The sequence below is a fragment of the Rhizobium sp. L9 genome (assembly GCF_002531885.1).
In the GTDB taxonomy this organism is placed as follows: domain Bacteria; phylum Pseudomonadota; class Alphaproteobacteria; order Rhizobiales; family Rhizobiaceae; genus Rhizobium.
Genome location: NZ_NWSZ01000014.1, coordinates 73,429 through 88,870, shown reverse-complemented (window position 1 = coordinate 88,870; position 15,442 = coordinate 73,429). Strand labels below are relative to the sequence as shown.

Genomic DNA, 15,442 nt, shown 5'->3' with positions numbered 1-15,442 from the left:
TTGACTTTAGTCAACGCAGGCGCTGTCGATAGCGCTATGATGACGGAAATGACTCGCCTCGAGGATATTGATCTCAATGTATCGCACCATCATCTGCGGCATCGGCATGGGCTCCAGACAGACGGCAAACCGCCTGCTGCGCCGGGCTGCGGCGCTGGTGGACGAAGGCGGAACCATTGTCGTCGTGCACGTCATTGAGAATATCCCGCACCGCCACCTGACCGACATTCCCGAAGAGTTCGAGACGGCTGCCATTGTCGATGCCGAGCGGAAACTTGCGTCACTGTGCAAGGATCTGGACATCCCGGCGATGATCGAGGTTCGCATCGGCCTTGCCGCCGCGCTGCTGGTATCGGCCGCTAGGGAGAGAGCTGCCGATCTCATCCTGCTGTCATCCCACGTGCCCGATATCACCGACTATGTCTTCTCCTCGATCGTCGAGAAGGTGGTGCGCCATGCCGGGTGCTCTGTTCTTATCGACCGGCGCCTGGACCATGCCGGTGAGGATGCTGCGGCTCAAGCAGAAAACGTCGCTTTGCTCTGATCCTGGCGAGCTTCCGCCGAACATGACACGGCCGGCTTTTGACGCTTGCGGGCATCCCCTCCCCGGCGGCGGCCTGGCAACCTATATCAATCCCAACCCAACCAGCAGTATTCACTGCCCGACCGGAGATGTACATGAGCCAGGATCCCTATGAGCTTCTGGGCGTGAAGCGGGATGCGACGCAGAAGGATATTCAGAGCGCGTTCCGCAAGCTCGCCAAGAAACTTCACCCCGACCTGAACCCCGGCGACAAACACGCCGAGGACAGGTTCAAGGAAATTTCGACCGCTTACGAGATTTTGAGCGATGAGGAGAAGCGCGGCCGCTTCGACCGCGGCGAGATCGATATGTCGGGCGCCGAGCGGGCCCAGCGCAGCTATTATCGCGACTATGCCTCCTCAAGCGGTCCCGACGATCCCTATCACAACAGTGCCGGCTTCGCCGATTTCGGCGATGCCGACGATATCTTTGCAAACTTCTTTTCGCGCCGCACCGGCGGTGGTCGGTCGCGGAGCCATGGTCAGGACCGGCGGTTCTCCATGGAGGTCGATTTCCTCCAAGCCGTCAACGGCGCCAGAACCGAAGTCAAGCTTCCCGATGGACCCGCACTTGAGGTGCAAATTCCACCGGGAACTCGCGACGGCCAGACCTTGCGGCTGCGCGGTAAGGGTGAGCCGGGCATCGGAGGCGGGCCGGCTGGCGATGCGCTGATCGAAATTCATGTGCGCCCGCATCGCTTCTTCACGCGCGACGGCGACGACATTCGCCTGGAACTGCCGATTTCGCTCAGTGAAGCGGTGCTCGGGGGCAAGGTTCGCGCACCGACGCCTTCCGGAGCTGTCAGCCTGACGCTGCCGCCGCACTCCAACACCGGTAAGGTCCTGCGTCTCAAGGGCAAGGGCGTTCCGAAACGCGGCGGTGGGCACGGCGACGTCTATGTTTCGCTGAAGATCGTATTGCCCGATCGCCCTGACGATCGGCTCACGTCTCTTGTGCAGGAATGGGCGGCCGCACATCCATACGATCCGAGAAAGAACATGGAGGCCTGATCATGGATGATCTCGAATTCCGTCTTTACTTGAAAATCGACGTCGTCCAACTCGATTTCTGGATCGAACAGGGCTGGCTGATCCCGGAGACATCGAGCGGTCAGCGACAATTTCGCGACGCTGACGTCGCCCGCGCAAGGCTCATTCTGGACCTGATGGGAAATATGGGCGTCAACGAAGCCGGCGTTGATATCGTCATGGAGCTGGTGGACGAGCTGCATGGGCTGCGGGGAACGATGGCCAGGCTGATGACGGCCATTGGCAGACAGGAGCGGGATGTTCAGCGCCGGCTGTTCGAGATCTTGGAGGATCTCGATCGGTCTTGATTAGACGGCGCCTAGGTCGTGAACCAATAGCGGACGATATGAAAGAACAGCGGCGCTGAGAATGTGATGGAATCCAGGCGGTCGAGCACGCCGCCATGGCCCTCGATCACATAACCCCAGTCCTTGGCGTTGAGATCGCGCTTGATGGCCGAGAGCACGAAGCCGCCGAAGAAGCCGGCGACTACGATGACGGTGCTGACGGCTGCGGCCTGCAGAGGCGAGAACGGCGTCAGGCGATAGAGCAGCGTTCCCACCAGGATGGCCGATGCGCCGCCACCGAAGAGGCCTTCGAGCGTCTTCGATGGGCTGATGTTCGGCGAGAAGCGGTGTTTCCCCAGGAGCTTTCCCCAGACATACTGGAAGACGTCGCTGAGCTGCACCACGATGACGAGATAGACGAGCAGCAGGGCGGGCGGCGTGCCGGTCTCCAGCATCAGGAGCGCGGGGGCATGGCTGATCGAATAGACCGTCAGCATCAATCCCCATTGCACCCTGGCGGTGCGCGCCAGGAATTCGTTCACGTCGCCCGTCAGGGTCGCCACTGCCGGCAGGATTAGGAATGCATAGACCGGGATGAAGATCGAAAAGAGGCCGTACCATAGCGTCCCGAGCAGCACATATTGCACCGGCAGGACGACGAAGAAGGACAGGAACAGCGCCAGGTGATCGCCGCGCCGCGATGGCGTCAGCGTCCAGAATTCGCGCAGCGCCATGAAGGACAGGAATGCGAACAGGACGACCACAGCGGTGTCGCCGAGCAGGATCGCACCGCCGAATATCGCGACCATGATCCACCATGAGCGGATGCGGGCATTGAGGTTATGCACGGTGGCGACGGATCCGGGCTCGGTCGCGCGCCGCTGAAGGATGAAACCAATAGCGGAGGCGACGGCCAGCAGGCCGAGGATTGCGGCAAGCACGATGGAGAAAAAGCTGCTCATGCGATGTGCTTTCCGTCCGCTAACTCGATGACTGCTGCACGGGCGCGGGCCAGGAATGCGTCCTTTCCTTCGCCCGGTTCGACGCGCAGCGGCTTGCCGAACCGGGCCGTGCAGGTGATCGGCACGATGAGCCAGCTTCCCTTCGGCAGGATGCGCTGAAGATTGTCGAGATGGATCGGCACGAGATCGACATCGGGGAAACGACAGGCAAGACGATAGATGCCGCTGCGGAACGGGGCGATCTCCTCGCTGGAGCTTCTCGTTCCTTCCGGGAAGATCAGGACCGAGCACCCCTCCTCCAGCAGGCGCTCGACCGGCTCCAGCGGGTTGCTGTCGGGCAGAGGCTTGCGGTCTATCAGGACGGCGCGCAGGCCTTTCTCGGCAATGAAACGCCGAAAGGCGCTCGTTCCCCAGTAATCGCGCGCCGCGACCGGGTGGGTCAGCCGTCGCACCGGCCACGGCAGGGCAGCCATGACGGCAACAGTATCGACATGGCTGTTGTGATTGGCGAAATAGATGCGGCGGCGAAGGTCGGGCGTACAGCCCCGCCACTCGCTTCGGGCGCCGACCATGATCCGCACGAACAGCACGAGAAGGCGACGGACGAGGGCGATCGCCCAGGACGACGACCGGCTCGCGATCGGCCGCCGCGAGGCGTCTTCTTCTTCACCCATTTCAATTTCCCCAACCCAACGGTTCTATGCATAGCCTGCCGGAGTTGTCGCGCCAAGCCCTGCAGATCCGGCCCGAGAAGCGCGGCGGCACCGGGCATGCAGACCTAGGACGTCTCGTTCATTCAGCCAGGCTGCTGCGGCCGATTAGCCTGATTTTTGAGCCGGTTCACTGCTTGACACGTTTTTAGGCGCTACTATGATTTTTGAACCAGCTGGTAAAAAAAGGGGAACAATCAATGACCAAAGACATGTTGATTTCACGCCGGGCAGTGATCGCGTCGGGCATTGCGCTTGGCGTCAGCGGCTTCGCCCCGCTAGCAAGGGCGGCTGCGCCCCTGAAAGTTGCGGGCATCCATGCGTCGCCGGTTGAAAATGCCTGGAACTCATGCTTGCACAAGGCCCTCCAGGACGCGGCCAAGGACGGAGTCATCGAATATGTGTTCTCCGAAGGCGTCTCAGGCACCGATTATCCCCGCGCCATGCGCGAATATGCCGAACAGGGCAACAAGCTGATTATCGGCGAGGCCTATGCCGTGGAGAAGGAGGCCCGTCAGGTCGCGGCCGACTATCCCGATACCGCTTTCGTGCTTGGTTCGAGCGGCGAGCAAGCCGGCGACAATTTCGGTGTTTTCGGCACCTGGAATCACGACGGCGCCTATCTCGCTGGCATGCTTGCGGGCAAGATGACCAAGTCGAACATCGTCGGTTCGGTCGGCGCCATTCCGATTCCCGAGGTCAACATGCTGATCAACGCCTTCGCCGCCGGCGTCAAGGCGGTCAACCCTGATGCAAAACACCTCGTCGCATTCATCGGCACTTTCTTCGATCCGCCGAAGGCCCGTGAAGCTGGCCTTGCCCAGATCGACGCCGGCGCCGACATCCTGTTCGGCGAACGCATCGGCACGGCCGACGCCGCCAAGGAACGCGGCATCAGGTCGGTCGGCTCGCTGATCGATTATACGCCGCGTTATCCGGATACGGTCTTCGCCAACGCCATGTGGTACTTCCGTCCGATCCTGAATGCCGCGATCGCCGATGTCGCCGCCGGCAAACCGGTGGGCCGAAACTACACATCCTACGGCCTGATGAAGGAAGGCGGCAGCGATATCGTCTTCGTCAAGGGCGTGGCGCCTGCCGAGGCGGAAGCTGCGATGGAAGCCAAGCGCGCGGAGATCAAGGCCGGCACCTTCGAAGTTCCGAAGATGATGGACGAGCCGAAGTAGTTCGGTCCATGCAGGGCGACGCAACGGAGCTGGCGGCAGCGATCAGGCGCGGCAGCCTGAGCGCTGCGGAAGCGATGCAGGCCTCTCTCAAGAGAGCTGCACGGCGTGAGTCGCTCGGCGCGATCGCCTATCTCGATGCCGCCATGGGCCTCGCCAACGCACACGCCAGCGACCGGGAACGGCGGAGCGCGCCGGATCATTTCTCTGCCCGGCCCTTTGCCGGCGTGCCGACCTTGGCGAAAGATCTTGGCGGTCCCTTTCGAGGACTGCCGGTCACGGCGGGTTCCCGCCTGTTGGAAAGAAAGGGCGGCGAAACCGATTCCGATCTCGCTTCCCGCTTTCGCGATGCCGGCTTCTGCCTGTTCGGCCTGACGACGAGCCCGGAATTCGGTCTATCGCTCGCCAGCGAACCGGCAATTGGACCGGTCTGCCGCAATCCGCTCGATCCGGCGCGCACCGCTGGCGGTTCGTCCGGCGGCGCGGCGGCAGCGGTTGCGGCCGGCATCGTCGCGATCGCCCATGCCACCGACGCCGGCGGCTCGATCCGCGTGCCGGCCGCCTGTTGCGGCCTCGTCGGACTGAAGCCGACCCGCGGCGCCATTCCCGGCGGTCCATCCTTCGGCAACCACCTCGCCGGTATTGCCAGCGAACTGGCGGTCTGCCGCTCGGTGCGGGATACGGCGCTGATTTTCGACCGGTTGAGCGGCAATTCGCGCGGACCCGTTCCGGATCCCGCCCCCACCGATATCGACAACGGCCGTCTGCGGATCGGCCTGCTGACCGATACCGGGCCGACCTATCCGACCGAGGGTAGCCGGCTTGCCGCCGTCGAAGACGCGGCGCGCATGCTGGAGAGCGACGGACACGTCATCGTTCCTTTGGCGTGGGCCGATTTCGAATGGAGCGTCGCCGCCAGCGGCCGCGCCTTTGCCGATATCGTTTCCGTCAACCTTTCCGCACTCATCGAGGCAGCGGGTCTTGAGGAAAGCAGGGCCGAGCCTCTCACGCAGGCTTTCGCGGCCCGCGGCCGGGCGCTTTCGGCGTCCATGCTCTGGAACACGCTGAACGATGCCGTTCTGGTGAGCCACGCCCTTTGGGCACTGTTCGACAAGGTCGATTGCATCCTGATGCCGATGCTTGCATCCGCGCCTCTTGCGATAGGCTCCTTTCCGTCCGATCATGCCGACACGAATTTGCATCTCGAACGCATGGCGGCATTTGCGCCGCTTGCCTGTCTGGCCAATATCTCAGGTTTCCCTGCTTTGACGCTCCCTTTCGGACAGGATGAGCACGCCATGCCGCTGCCGGTGCAACTCATAGCGTCGATGGGCCAGGAGCCACGCCTCCTGTCGCTGGCGGCACGCCTGGAGGCCGAGGCGCGATGGCAGCACCGTTTTCCGGTCGCAGGATTAGCGACATGACCGGGCCTGTTCTGGAAATTATCGGTGTCAGCAAACGCTTCGGCGACAATCTCGCCAATGACGATATTTCCATGACGCTCGCGAGGGGCGAGATCGTGGCCCTGCTCGGCGAGAATGGTGCCGGCAAGACGACGCTGATGAGCATCCTTTTCGGCCATTACATGCCGGACGCCGGGCGAATTCTGATCGAGGGCGCGGAGGTGCCGCAGGGAAAGCCACGCGCGGCGATCCGCGCCGGTGTCGGCATGGTGCACCAGCATTTTTCGCTCGCCCCCAATCTGACGGTCCTCGAAAATGTCATGACCGGTACTGAAAAACTGTGGTCCTGGCGGTCGGCAACATCGGCGGCGCGCAAGAAGCTCCTGGCGATTTCCGAACGCTTCGGCCTCACCGTCGATCCGGAAGCCCGCCTTGGCGATCTGTCGGTCGGCGAGCAGCAGCGGGTGGAAATCCTCAAGGCGCTCTACAACGACGCCCGCATCCTGATCCTCGACGAGCCGACGGCGGTGCTGACCAACATCGAGGCCGAGCGACTGTTCACGACGCTCAAGGAGATGGCCCGCCAGGGCCTGTCCTTGATCTTCATTTCGCACAAGCTCGATGAGGTCATGGCGGCGGCCGACCGCATCGTCGTCTTGCGCGGAGGCAAGATGGTCGCCGAACGCAGGGCATCGGACACGAGCAAGGTGGAGCTGGCTGAATTGATGGTCGGACGCCGCGTGACACGGCCCGTTCGCGAACCATCGACACCCGGCGCCGTTGTCCTCGAAGCTGCCGGTGTAACGGTGCGCACGGGCGGGGTCGACCGGCTGAAATCGATCAGCTTGCGGCTGCATCAGGGAGAGGTCCTCGGCATTATCGGCGTTTCCGGCAATGGCCAAGCGGCGCTGGCGCATGTTCTGTCGGGAACGCTGGCGCGCAGCGCCGGCGAGCTCAAGCTGTTCGGGGAAACCATCGGCAATCTCGGCGTCGCCGATGTCGTCGAAGCCGGCATCGGCCGCATTCCCGAGGACCGCAACAATGAGGGTGTGATCGGCGAAATGGCGATCTGGGAAAACGCCGTGCTGGAGCGGATCGCCTCACCGGCCTTTTCGCGCCGTGGTCTCGTCAACCGCAAGGCCGGCATGGCTTTCGCGAGGGAGATCATTGACGGATTCGACGTTCGCGGCGGCAGCCCGGCAATTCGCACCCGGCTGCTTTCCGGTGGCAATATGCAAAAGCTCATTCTCGGGCGCAGCCTGTATCGACGGCCGCGTATCCTGATTGCCGCGCAGCCTGCCCGCGGCCTCGACGAAGGTGCAGTCGCCGCCGTGCACGCACGCCTGCTCGAAGCCCGCCGGCAGGGAACCGCCGTGCTGCTGATCTCGGAGGATCTCGACGAGGTGATCGCACTTGCAGACCGCATACAGGCGATCGTCGGCGGCCGCCTGTCGCCGCCCGTCGAGGCTGAAGACGCCGACGCCCGCAGGCTGGGGCTGATGATGGCCGGTGAATGGCAGGAAACTCCAGGGGCCGGCCATGCGATTTGAGCGCCGCGAGCACCGCCCGCTTTCCCTGCTGATATTCACGCCTGTCGTTGCGGTCATCGCAGCGCTGGCTCTGGCGGGCATCCTGATCGCGATTGCCGGCGCGCCCGTTCTCGATGCCTACCGGCGCATCCTGACCGGCGCCTTCGGCTCACGGCTTTCGGCGACCGAAACACTGACGCGGGCAACGCCGCTGATGTTGACCGGGCTTGCGGCCGCCGTCGCCTTTCGGGCGCGGCTATGGAATATCGGCGCCGAGGGCCAGTTCTACCTCGGCGCCATCGCCGTCGCTGCGGCGAGTTCGAAGCTACTTGGCAATCTCCCCGCGCCCATCCTCATCCCGCTCCTGCTGCTGATCGGCGCCGTCGCCGGCATGGTGCTGATCCTGGTTCCGCTGTGGCTCAGGCTGCGCTTTTCCGTCGATGAGGTCGTCACCAGCCTGCTCCTGAACTTCATCGCCGTGCTTTTCGTCTCGATGTTGATCGACGGCGTTCTCAAGGATCCGCTCGCCTTCGGATGGCCGCAATCGCAATCCGTCAGCGATCACGCCATGCTGCCGAAACTGCTCGCCCGATCGCGCCTGCATATCGGCTTTGCGATCGCGATCGCTCTTGCCGTCGTCGTCCATTTCGTCCAGTCCCGCACCGTCTTCGGCATGCAGTCCCGCGCTGCGGGCCTCAATCCTGCCGGTGCGGTCTTCGCAGGCGTGCCCCTCGGCAAAACGCTGGTGAAGGTCGCCTGTCTCTCGGGCGGGCTTGCGGGGCTCGCCGGCGCAATCGAGGTGATGGGCGTCAAGGGTTGCGTGACGACCGATCTGTCGCCCGGTTTCGGTTACGCCGGCATCGTCGTCGCCATGCTTGCCAACCTCAATCCGCTCGGCGTCGTCTTCGCCGCGATTTTTACGGCCACCATGTTCGTCGGCGCCGACGGCATGAGCCGTGGCCTCGGCATTCCGACCTATATCGCCGATGTGACGGTGGCGCTGTCGCTGTTGACGATGCTGATCGCGTTGTTCTTCACCCAGTACAGGATCCGGCGATGACGCAATTGTTCGACATTATCGCCTCCGCCGGCCTCTGGGCGGCGATCCTGCGGATCGCCACGCCGCTGATCTTCGGCACGCTCGGCGCCCTGCTGTGCGAACGGGCGGGCGTGCTCAATCTCGGCATCGAAGGCATCATGACCTTTGGGGCGATGATCGGCTGGCTTTCCGTCTATCATGGCGCCGATCTCTGGACCGGCCTGCTGATTGCCGCGGTTGCGGGTGGCGTCTTCGGCCTGCTGCATGCGGGGCTGACAGTGACGCTCGGCCTCTCCCAGCATGTCTCCGGCCTCGGCGTCACGCTCTTTGCGTCAAGTTTCAGCTATTATGTCTTCCGGCTGATCGTGCCGCTTGCCAATACGCCGCCCACCATCGTGCCGTTCCAGCCGATCGCCATTCCCGGCCTCTCGACGCTACCGTTTATCGGCCCCGCCTTCTTCACGCAAACCGCGCCGACCTATCTTGCGATGCTGATCGCCCTCTTGATGGCCTACATCATCTTCCGCACGCCCGTCGGGCTTGCGATCCGCATGACCGGCGAGAACCCGCATGCGGCGGAAGCGCAGGGCGTCAACCCGATGAAGGTGCGTTACGGCGCAGTCATTATCGGCAGCGCGCTGATGGGAATGGGCGGTGCTTTCCTGACCTTGTCGGCGTTCAACAGCTTCTTCCCGACCATGGTGCAGGGACGCGGATGGATCTGCATCGCGCTCGTTGTCTTCGCCTCCTGGCGCCCGGGCCGGGCGCTTTTCGGCGCCCTTCTCTTTGCCTTCTTCGATGCCTTCCAGCTTCGGCTGCAGACCGTGCTGAGCGGGCTTGTGCCCTATCAGCTCTTCCTGATGACGCCCTATATCCTTTCCATTGCCGCACTTGCCGTCATGGCGCGCCGCGCCCGCGTTCCGCAGGCGCTGATGCAGGCGTATCGTCGCGGCGAGCGCTGAGACCGTCCACATCCAACGAGGCTCCGATGTTCGATCTGATCGTCAGAAACGCAAATCTCCCCGATGGCCGCACCGGCATCGATATCGGCATTGAGGGCGACCGGATCATCGCCGTCGAGCGCAATCTGCAGGCGCAGGCGGGCGAAGAAATCGACGCCACCGGCAGGCTGGTCAGCCCGCCTTTCGTCGATCCACATTTCCATATGGACGCTACCCTGTCGCTCGGCCTGCCGCGCATGAACATCTCCGGCACTTTGCTCGAAGGTATCGCGCTCTGGGGGGAGCTGCGCCCGATCGTGACGAGGGAAGAGCTGGTCGATCGTGCGCTGCGCTATTGCGATCTGGCGGTGACGCAAGGCCTGCTCTTCATCCGCAGCCATGTCGATACCAGCGATCCCAGGCTGGTGACCGTCGAGGCGATGATCGAGGTCCGCGAGAAGGTGGCGCCCTATATCGATCTGCAATTGGTCGCCTTCCCGCAGGACGGTTATTACCGCTCGCCGGGCGCGATCGACGCGCTCAACCGGGCTCTCGACATGGGCGTCGACATTGTCGGCGGCATTCCGCACTTCGAACGGACGATGGGCGAAGGGACGGCCTCGGTCGAGGCGCTCTGCCGTATTGCCGCCGATCGCGGCCTGCCGGTCGACATGCATTGCGACGAAACCGACGATCCGCTGTCGCGCCATATCGAAACGCTGGCGGCTGAAACTATCCGCTTCGGCCTGCAGGGACGTGTCGCCGGCTCGCATCTGACCTCGATGCATTCGATGGACAATTACTATGTCTCCAAGCTTATCCCGCTGATGGCGGAGGCTGAAATCAACGTCATCCCCAATCCACTGATCAACATCATGCTGCAGGGCCGGCACGATACTTATCCGAAACGCCGCGGCATGACCCGCGTGCGTGAGTTGATGGATGCCGGACTCAACGTCTCCTTCGGGCACGATTGCGTTATGGACCCGTGGTATTCGATGGGATCGGGCGACATGCTGGAGGTTGGCCACATGGCGATCCATGTCGCGCAGATGGCCGGCATCGACGACAAGAAGAAGATCTTCGACGCGTTGACCGTCAACTCGGCGAAGACGATGGGACTTGCAGACTACGGTCTGGATAAGGGATGCAACGCCGACCTCGTCATCCTCCAGGCGCGCGACACGCTGGAGGCGCTGCGGCTGAAGCCGAACCGGCTGGCGGTGATCCGCCGCGGCAAGGTCGTCGCCCGCTCGGCGCCGCGCATCGGCGAGCTTTTCCTGGACGGGCGTCCTTCCCGGATCGACGGCGGCCTCGACTACGCACCGCGCTATTGAGACGCGATGACGCCTGCATACTATCCCGCCGCGCGGCGAGCTGTGATGATCCAGGCGCGGGAGTCGAAAAACACTCCCTCCGGCGTCCTATGCGCCTCGAGCAACTCGCGCAGACGCTGCAGCGGTTTGCCAGGCGGTTCATCGGTGTGTGCAAGCGCATCCTTCACCAGATAGAGGCCGGCGAGCGCATCAGACGCCGCATCGACGTCCGGTCCATAGAAGACAGGCTCTCGCAGGTCGGCAAAGTCGATCGACGTGAAACCTGCGGCGCTCAAAAGGTCCTTGGCTATGGGAGGATCGCCAAGCGAAAACGGGTCGGGACAACCTGCCGAAACCACAGTTCCCGGTGCCAGGGCCTGCCGGATGGCGCCAGACCACTCGTTACGCTCTCGGCTTTGCCACACCATCCACACAAGACGCGCGCCCGGACGCATTGCCCGGCCGATATTGGCAAAGGCCGCCGCCGGATCGGCAAAAAACATCACGCCGAACCGGCTGATGCAGAGATCGAAGCTGGCAGCGGGAAAGGCGTGAAATTGCGCGTCTGCCTGCTCGAACACCACATTTCGCAAACCCTCCGCAGCGCTCCGTCGCCTTGCGATCTGGAGCATCTCTACGGAAATATCCGCACCGACCGCTTCTCCTTGAGACGCGGCGCGGGCGGCTTCACGCGTCGTCTGCCCCGCACCGCAGCCGATATCGAGCACCCGGTCATCCGCGCCGACGTCGGCAGCATCCCGAAGGTGCCGGTTATGGCGCGCCAATTCTGCATCGTAAAAATCGGCACGATCGAACGCCATGACACTGACTCTGCTTCGCGTGAGCTTCGATCATCGGTTTGATGAGAATGCCGGAGTTTCTCCCGGCATCCATGAGCGGTATCAGGCGATCTTCTGGCGGGTCGGCAGTTTCCAGCCGGGCCGGACGAAGTGGCAGGTATAGCCGTTAGGGATCCGCTCCAGATAATCTTGGTGCTCGGGTTCGGCCTCCCAGAAATCGCCGGCCGGCACAACTTCGGTGACGACCTTGCCGGGCCACAGGCCCGAAGCATCGACGTCGGCGATCGTATCGCGGGCGACACGCTCCTGCTCAGGACTGGTGTAGAAAATCGCCGAGCGATAGCTCGTCCCGACGTCGTTGCCCTGGCGGTTGCGTGTGGTCGGATCGTGGATCTGGAAGAAGAATTCGAGGATTTCGCGGTAGCTGATCCGGGCGGGGTCGAAGATGATCTCGATCGCCTCGGCATGGGTCCCGTGGTTGCGGTAAGTGGCATTCGGCACATCGCCGCCAGTATAGCCGACGCGGGTCGAGATCACGCCCTTGTAGCGGCGGATGAGGTCCTGCATGCCCCAGAAGCAACCGCCGGCGAGCACTGCACGTTCTTCGGTCATTGGAGGTCTCCTTGTTTGCCATGAGATAGTGTCTCACGTCGCCGATTTCCATAAGATGGAAATCCGCCGGCCGCGGCGGCTTATGTCCTAATCTGGAAACCCTCCCTGAGCCAGGGATGCAGCGCCCTGCTGGCGGCTAGGATGTCTCCAGCGCCGTCGACTGTCGCGCCGGAAAAACGCGTGACTATGCCGCCGGCCTCTTCGACCATCAGCGCCGAAGCGCCGAAATCATGGATCGAGAGGCCGTCCTCGAAGAAGCCGTCCAGCCGGCCGCAGGCGACATAGGCGATCGACAGCGCTGCCGAGCCCAGGCGACGCACGCCTGCCGTATTCGCCATAAGGCGCTTGATGGCTTCGAAATAGCTGTCTTCCGCCACCGCCTTGACCTGGCCCGGGATGGGCAGGCCGGCGCCGATCAGCACGTTCTCGATGTCGCCGACATCGGCGCAACGGATGCGCTCGCCATTGAGATAGGCGCCGCCGCCGATCTCGGCGCTGAAGAGCTCGTCCTGCATGGCATCATAGACGACGCCGACCACCTGCCTGCTGCCTTCGGCGATCGAGATCGTGATACCGAAATGCGGGAGGCCCCAGGCGTAATTGGTCGTGCCGTCGATCGGGTCGATGTAGATGATCGGCGTCTCCGGCCCGGCCGTGCGGTTGCCGACAGCCTCCTCGCCCTGGATGGCATAATCGGGAAAGGCCTTCGTAAGCTCCTCGACGATGATACGCTCGACCGCGACATCGATCTCGGTCTGGTAATCGCGGGGCGCCTTGGCCAGCATTTCCCCGGATGTCCGCCGCCGTAGGGAGGCTCGGGCCGTCTCGCCCGCCTTCAACACCGTTTCGGCAAGCACGATGAGGCGGGGCGACGCGTTCGGGGATAGGCGCGCTGATGTCGGGGAGGATGCCATGAAGAAAATCCGGATGCTGCAGATATGAACGAAGTGAACCGTGCGGAGCCACCCCCTTCGCAGAGACCGGTGAGGGTTTTTTGAAGCTGTCCGCGCCTGACGGGTCTTATATCAGGCGCTCGGTCGATGCGTCAAAGAGATGGACTTGGGCCGGATCGACCGATAGTCCGATCATCTCTCCTGGTCTGACCTTGTCGCGCCGCGTCTCGACGATCGTCAGTTCCGGCTGCGTCGCTGCGACGATGAAGGTCGAGGAGCCTGTCGACTCGACAAAGGCGATCGGCACGTCGAAGCTGCCCTGCCCGGGCGCGACCACCTCGATATGCTCCGGCCGGATGCCGGCGACGAGCTTACGTCCGGGTTCGACCACGCGTGCTATCGCAACCCTCTGCTTCACCGCTCCGAAATCCAATACAAGGCTCTTGCCGTCTTCGGCAGCGATGGCGGGAATGAAATTCATCGCCGGCGAGCCGATGAAGCCGGCGACGAAGCGGTTGGCCGGACGGTCGTATAGGTCAAGCGGCGCGCCCTGCTGTTCGATGATGCCGTCACGCATGACAACCACATGATCGGCCATCGTCATCGCCTCGACCTGGTCGTGCGTGACGTAAACGAAGGTAGCGCCCAGCCGGTCGTGCAGGGCGCGGATTTCCTTGCGCATCGAGACACGTAGCGCAGCATCAAGGTTGGAAAGCGGCTCGTCGAATAGGAAGGCCTGGGGATTGCGGATAATGGCGCGGCCCATGGCGACGCGCTGCCGTTGGCCCCCGGAGAGCTGGCGCGGATAACGGTCGAGCAGCCGGGAAAGACCGGTGATAACAGCGACTTCCTCGGCTTTCTTTTTTGCTTCGGCCTTAGGGACGCCGTGCATTTTCAGCGAATAGGTCAGATTCTGTTCTACCGTCATATGCGGATAGAGGGCGTAACTCTGAAAAACCATGGCTATATCGCGTGCCCGCGGCGGCACGTCGTTCATCACCTTGCCGGCAATCTTCAGCGTACCGCCGGTAATTTTTTCCAGCCCGGCAAGCGAACGGAGCAACGTGGACTTGCCGCATCCGGACGGACCGACCAGCGCCACGAACGTGCCCTTGGGAATTGAAAGGTTGACGTTCTTAAGCGCGTGAAAAGCGCCGTAGTGCTTCTCGACGCCCGAGAGTTCGATTTGGATGTCCTGGCTCATACCGAAAACCTTGCTGGCCCCCAAACGGGACCGATGAGATGGTCAAGGGTGAAAAACGTGGTCACTTGACCGCTCCGGCGGCGATGCCGCGTGTTAGGGTACGCTGGAAGATCAAGAAGAAGATCACGGTCGGTATTATACCCAGGAAAGCCGCCGAGGCCTGCAGCACCGGGTCCGACATGTTCTGTCCACGGGTAAGGCCCATGGCAACCGAGACCGTCTGGTTGTTGTTGGACACCAGCATGACGAGCGGGATCAAGAATTCGTTCCAGGTCCAGATGAAAAAGAAGGTTCCGAGGACCATGAGCGTAGGTCTCAGCACCGGGACGACTACGAACCAAAGCGTCTTCCAGTGGGTCGAGCCATCCATCTCCGCCGCTTCAAGGATTTCCTTGGGAAAGGTACTCAGCACGGTCGAGAGCAGGTAAGTCCCAAAAGCGCTTTGCAGGACCGCAAAAATGATGATCACGGAAAGCTGTGTATCGTAGAGGCCGCTCGCTTTCGCCATGTAGTAAAGCGGGTAAATGATGGACTCCTGCGGCACCATGATGCCGAGAAGAAAGACCACCAAAATCACGCGCGACCCCGGCACCTTGCCGACGCCAATCGCATAGGCGTTGAACAGGCTTATCAGTACCCCCAATACCGATACGGAGAGACTGATCACCACACTGTTGAGCAGCTTGCGGCTGAAATCAGACACCGTCCAGAATTTCTCGATCGCCGTGAGATCGATCGACCTGGGAATTGAAAGCGGTCCGCCGACCGCGTATTCGGCGCTCGCCTTGAAGGCGTTGAGCAGAGCAAGGAAAAAGGGAAAGAGCGTAAAGGCGAGGAGTAGAATTAGGATCGCCAGCACCACCCACCGCATGGAATCGCGTCGCGCGCCATCGGCTGCCGCCGTCGCCTTTGCCTTGGTCTTACCATCGCTGAGAACTGAGTAAGCCATGA

Annotated in this window: 16 protein-coding genes; 9 read left to right on the top strand and 7 right to left on the bottom strand. The window is 62.6% G+C overall.

Translation table 11 applies throughout. The features are described from left to right. Positions 1-76: 76 nt before the first annotated feature. From CO660_RS16650 to CO660_RS16640, 3 genes are all read left to right on the top strand, one after another. Positions 77-544 carry a universal stress protein gene (locus tag CO660_RS16650; protein ID WP_097599638.1) on the top strand — a complete coding sequence of 156 codons (468 nt, stop codon included), beginning with the start codon at positions 77-79 and terminating at the stop codon, positions 542-544. Positions 545-678: 134 nt separating this feature from the next. After that, complete coding sequence (locus CO660_RS16645; RefSeq protein WP_097599637.1) at positions 679-1,593, top strand: J domain-containing protein; 915 nt, start codon at positions 679-681, stop codon at positions 1,591-1,593. Positions 1,594-1,595: 2 nt separating this feature from the next. After that, positions 1,596-1,919: a chaperone modulator CbpM gene (locus tag CO660_RS16640; RefSeq protein ID WP_097599636.1), complete on the top strand. Its 324-nt coding sequence runs from the start codon at positions 1,596-1,598 to the stop codon at positions 1,917-1,919. Between the two features lie 11 nt (positions 1,920-1,930). Here CO660_RS16640 and CO660_RS16635 read toward each other — a convergent pair whose 3' ends face one another. Next, entirely contained in the window at positions 1,931-2,860 is a 930-nt protein-coding gene (locus CO660_RS16635) for a phosphatidate cytidylyltransferase (RefSeq protein WP_097599635.1), read from the bottom strand. Next, positions 2,857-3,534 (bottom strand): lysophospholipid acyltransferase family protein, encoded by a 678-nt coding sequence (locus CO660_RS16630; protein WP_245362255.1) that lies wholly within the window; start codon positions 3,532-3,534, stop codon positions 2,857-2,859. The genes CO660_RS16635 and CO660_RS16630 overlap by 4 nt, the downstream gene beginning before the upstream one ends. A 236-nt stretch (positions 3,535-3,770) precedes the next feature. On the opposite strand from CO660_RS16630, the gene CO660_RS16625 reads away from it, so the two are divergent. From CO660_RS16625 to CO660_RS16600, 6 genes are read left to right on the top strand one after another with little or no spacing between them, the layout of a single operon-like run. Further along, on the top strand, positions 3,771-4,757 hold the full coding sequence (locus CO660_RS16625) for a BMP family protein (protein WP_097599634.1): 987 nt from the start codon (positions 3,771-3,773) through the stop codon (positions 4,755-4,757). Between the two features lie 8 nt (positions 4,758-4,765). Then, a complete protein-coding gene (locus tag CO660_RS16620) occupies positions 4,766-6,178 on the top strand; it encodes an amidase (protein WP_097599633.1) in 1,413 nt (470 codons plus the stop codon). After that, complete coding sequence (locus CO660_RS16615; protein WP_097599632.1) at positions 6,175-7,707, top strand: ABC transporter ATP-binding protein; 1,533 nt, start codon at positions 6,175-6,177, stop codon at positions 7,705-7,707. The genes CO660_RS16620 and CO660_RS16615 overlap by 4 nt, the downstream gene beginning before the upstream one ends. Further along, positions 7,697-8,746, top strand: a complete 1,050-nt coding sequence (locus CO660_RS16610) for an ABC transporter permease (protein ID WP_097599631.1) — start codon at positions 7,697-7,699, stop codon at positions 8,744-8,746. Before CO660_RS16615 ends, CO660_RS16610 begins: the two co-directional genes overlap by 11 nt. Beyond that, entirely contained in the window at positions 8,743-9,687 is a 945-nt protein-coding gene (locus CO660_RS16605; RefSeq protein WP_097599630.1) for an ABC transporter permease, read from the top strand. The genes CO660_RS16610 and CO660_RS16605 overlap by 4 nt, the downstream gene beginning before the upstream one ends. Positions 9,688-9,713: 26 nt before the next feature. Beyond that, entirely contained in the window at positions 9,714-11,003 is a 1,290-nt protein-coding gene (locus CO660_RS16600; protein WP_097599629.1) for an amidohydrolase family protein, read from the top strand. Between the two features lie 20 nt (positions 11,004-11,023). Here the strand turns inward: CO660_RS16600 and CO660_RS16595 are convergent, their stop codons facing one another. From CO660_RS16595 to CO660_RS16575, 5 genes are all read right to left on the bottom strand, one after another. Next, positions 11,024-11,803 (bottom strand): class I SAM-dependent methyltransferase, encoded by a 780-nt coding sequence (locus tag CO660_RS16595; RefSeq protein ID WP_097599628.1) that lies wholly within the window; start codon positions 11,801-11,803, stop codon positions 11,024-11,026. Between the two features lie 81 nt (positions 11,804-11,884). Beyond that, the gene (msrA, locus tag CO660_RS16590) at positions 11,885-12,394 is read right to left on the bottom strand and encodes a peptide-methionine (S)-S-oxide reductase MsrA (RefSeq protein ID WP_097599627.1); all 510 of its coding nucleotides are present in this window, start codon (positions 12,392-12,394) and stop codon (positions 11,885-11,887) included. Between the two features lie 80 nt (positions 12,395-12,474). Beyond that, positions 12,475-13,308 (bottom strand): inositol monophosphatase family protein, encoded by an 834-nt coding sequence (locus tag CO660_RS16585; RefSeq protein WP_085781540.1) that lies wholly within the window; start codon positions 13,306-13,308, stop codon positions 12,475-12,477. Between the two features lie 106 nt (positions 13,309-13,414). Then, on the bottom strand, positions 13,415-14,491 hold the full coding sequence (locus tag CO660_RS16580; protein WP_097599626.1) for an ABC transporter ATP-binding protein: 1,077 nt from the start codon (positions 14,489-14,491) through the stop codon (positions 13,415-13,417). Positions 14,492-14,552: 61 nt separating this feature from the next. Further along, entirely contained in the window at positions 14,553-15,440 is an 888-nt protein-coding gene (locus CO660_RS16575) for a carbohydrate ABC transporter permease (protein ID WP_097599625.1), read from the bottom strand. Positions 15,441-15,442: the final 2 nt, after the last annotated feature.

Excerpts from the sequence above, each read along its gene's own strand:
- CO660_RS16650 (WP_097599638.1), top strand. The coding sequence starts at position 77 with ATGTATCGCACCATCATCTGCGGCATCGGCATGGGCTCCAGACAGACG.
- CO660_RS16645 (WP_097599637.1), top strand. The coding sequence starts at position 679 with ATGAGCCAGGATCCCTATGAGCTTCTGGGCGTGAAGCGGGATGCGACG.
- CO660_RS16640 (WP_097599636.1), top strand. The coding sequence starts at position 1,596 with ATGGATGATCTCGAATTCCGTCTTTACTTGAAAATCGACGTCGTCCAA.
- CO660_RS16635 (WP_097599635.1), bottom strand. The coding sequence starts at position 2,860 with ATGAGCAGCTTTTTCTCCATCGTGCTTGCCGCAATCCTCGGCCTGCTG.
- CO660_RS16630 (WP_245362255.1), bottom strand. The coding sequence starts at position 3,534 with ATGGGTGAAGAAGAAGACGCCTCGCGGCGGCCGATCGCGAGCCGGTCG.
- CO660_RS16625 (WP_097599634.1), top strand. The coding sequence starts at position 3,771 with ATGACCAAAGACATGTTGATTTCACGCCGGGCAGTGATCGCGTCGGGC.
- CO660_RS16620 (WP_097599633.1), top strand. The coding sequence starts at position 4,766 with ATGCAGGGCGACGCAACGGAGCTGGCGGCAGCGATCAGGCGCGGCAGC.
- CO660_RS16615 (WP_097599632.1), top strand. The coding sequence starts at position 6,175 with ATGACCGGGCCTGTTCTGGAAATTATCGGTGTCAGCAAACGCTTCGGC.
- CO660_RS16610 (WP_097599631.1), top strand. The coding sequence starts at position 7,697 with ATGCGATTTGAGCGCCGCGAGCACCGCCCGCTTTCCCTGCTGATATTC.
- CO660_RS16605 (WP_097599630.1), top strand. The coding sequence starts at position 8,743 with ATGACGCAATTGTTCGACATTATCGCCTCCGCCGGCCTCTGGGCGGCG.
- CO660_RS16600 (WP_097599629.1), top strand. The coding sequence starts at position 9,714 with ATGTTCGATCTGATCGTCAGAAACGCAAATCTCCCCGATGGCCGCACC.
- CO660_RS16595 (WP_097599628.1), bottom strand. The coding sequence starts at position 11,803 with ATGGCGTTCGATCGTGCCGATTTTTACGATGCAGAATTGGCGCGCCAT.
- msrA (WP_097599627.1), bottom strand. The coding sequence starts at position 12,394 with ATGACCGAAGAACGTGCAGTGCTCGCCGGCGGTTGCTTCTGGGGCATG.
- CO660_RS16585 (WP_085781540.1), bottom strand. The coding sequence starts at position 13,308 with ATGGCATCCTCCCCGACATCAGCGCGCCTATCCCCGAACGCGTCGCCC.
- CO660_RS16580 (WP_097599626.1), bottom strand. The coding sequence starts at position 14,491 with ATGAGCCAGGACATCCAAATCGAACTCTCGGGCGTCGAGAAGCACTAC.
- CO660_RS16575 (WP_097599625.1), bottom strand. The coding sequence starts at position 15,440 with ATGGCTTACTCAGTTCTCAGCGATGGTAAGACCAAGGCAAAGGCGACG.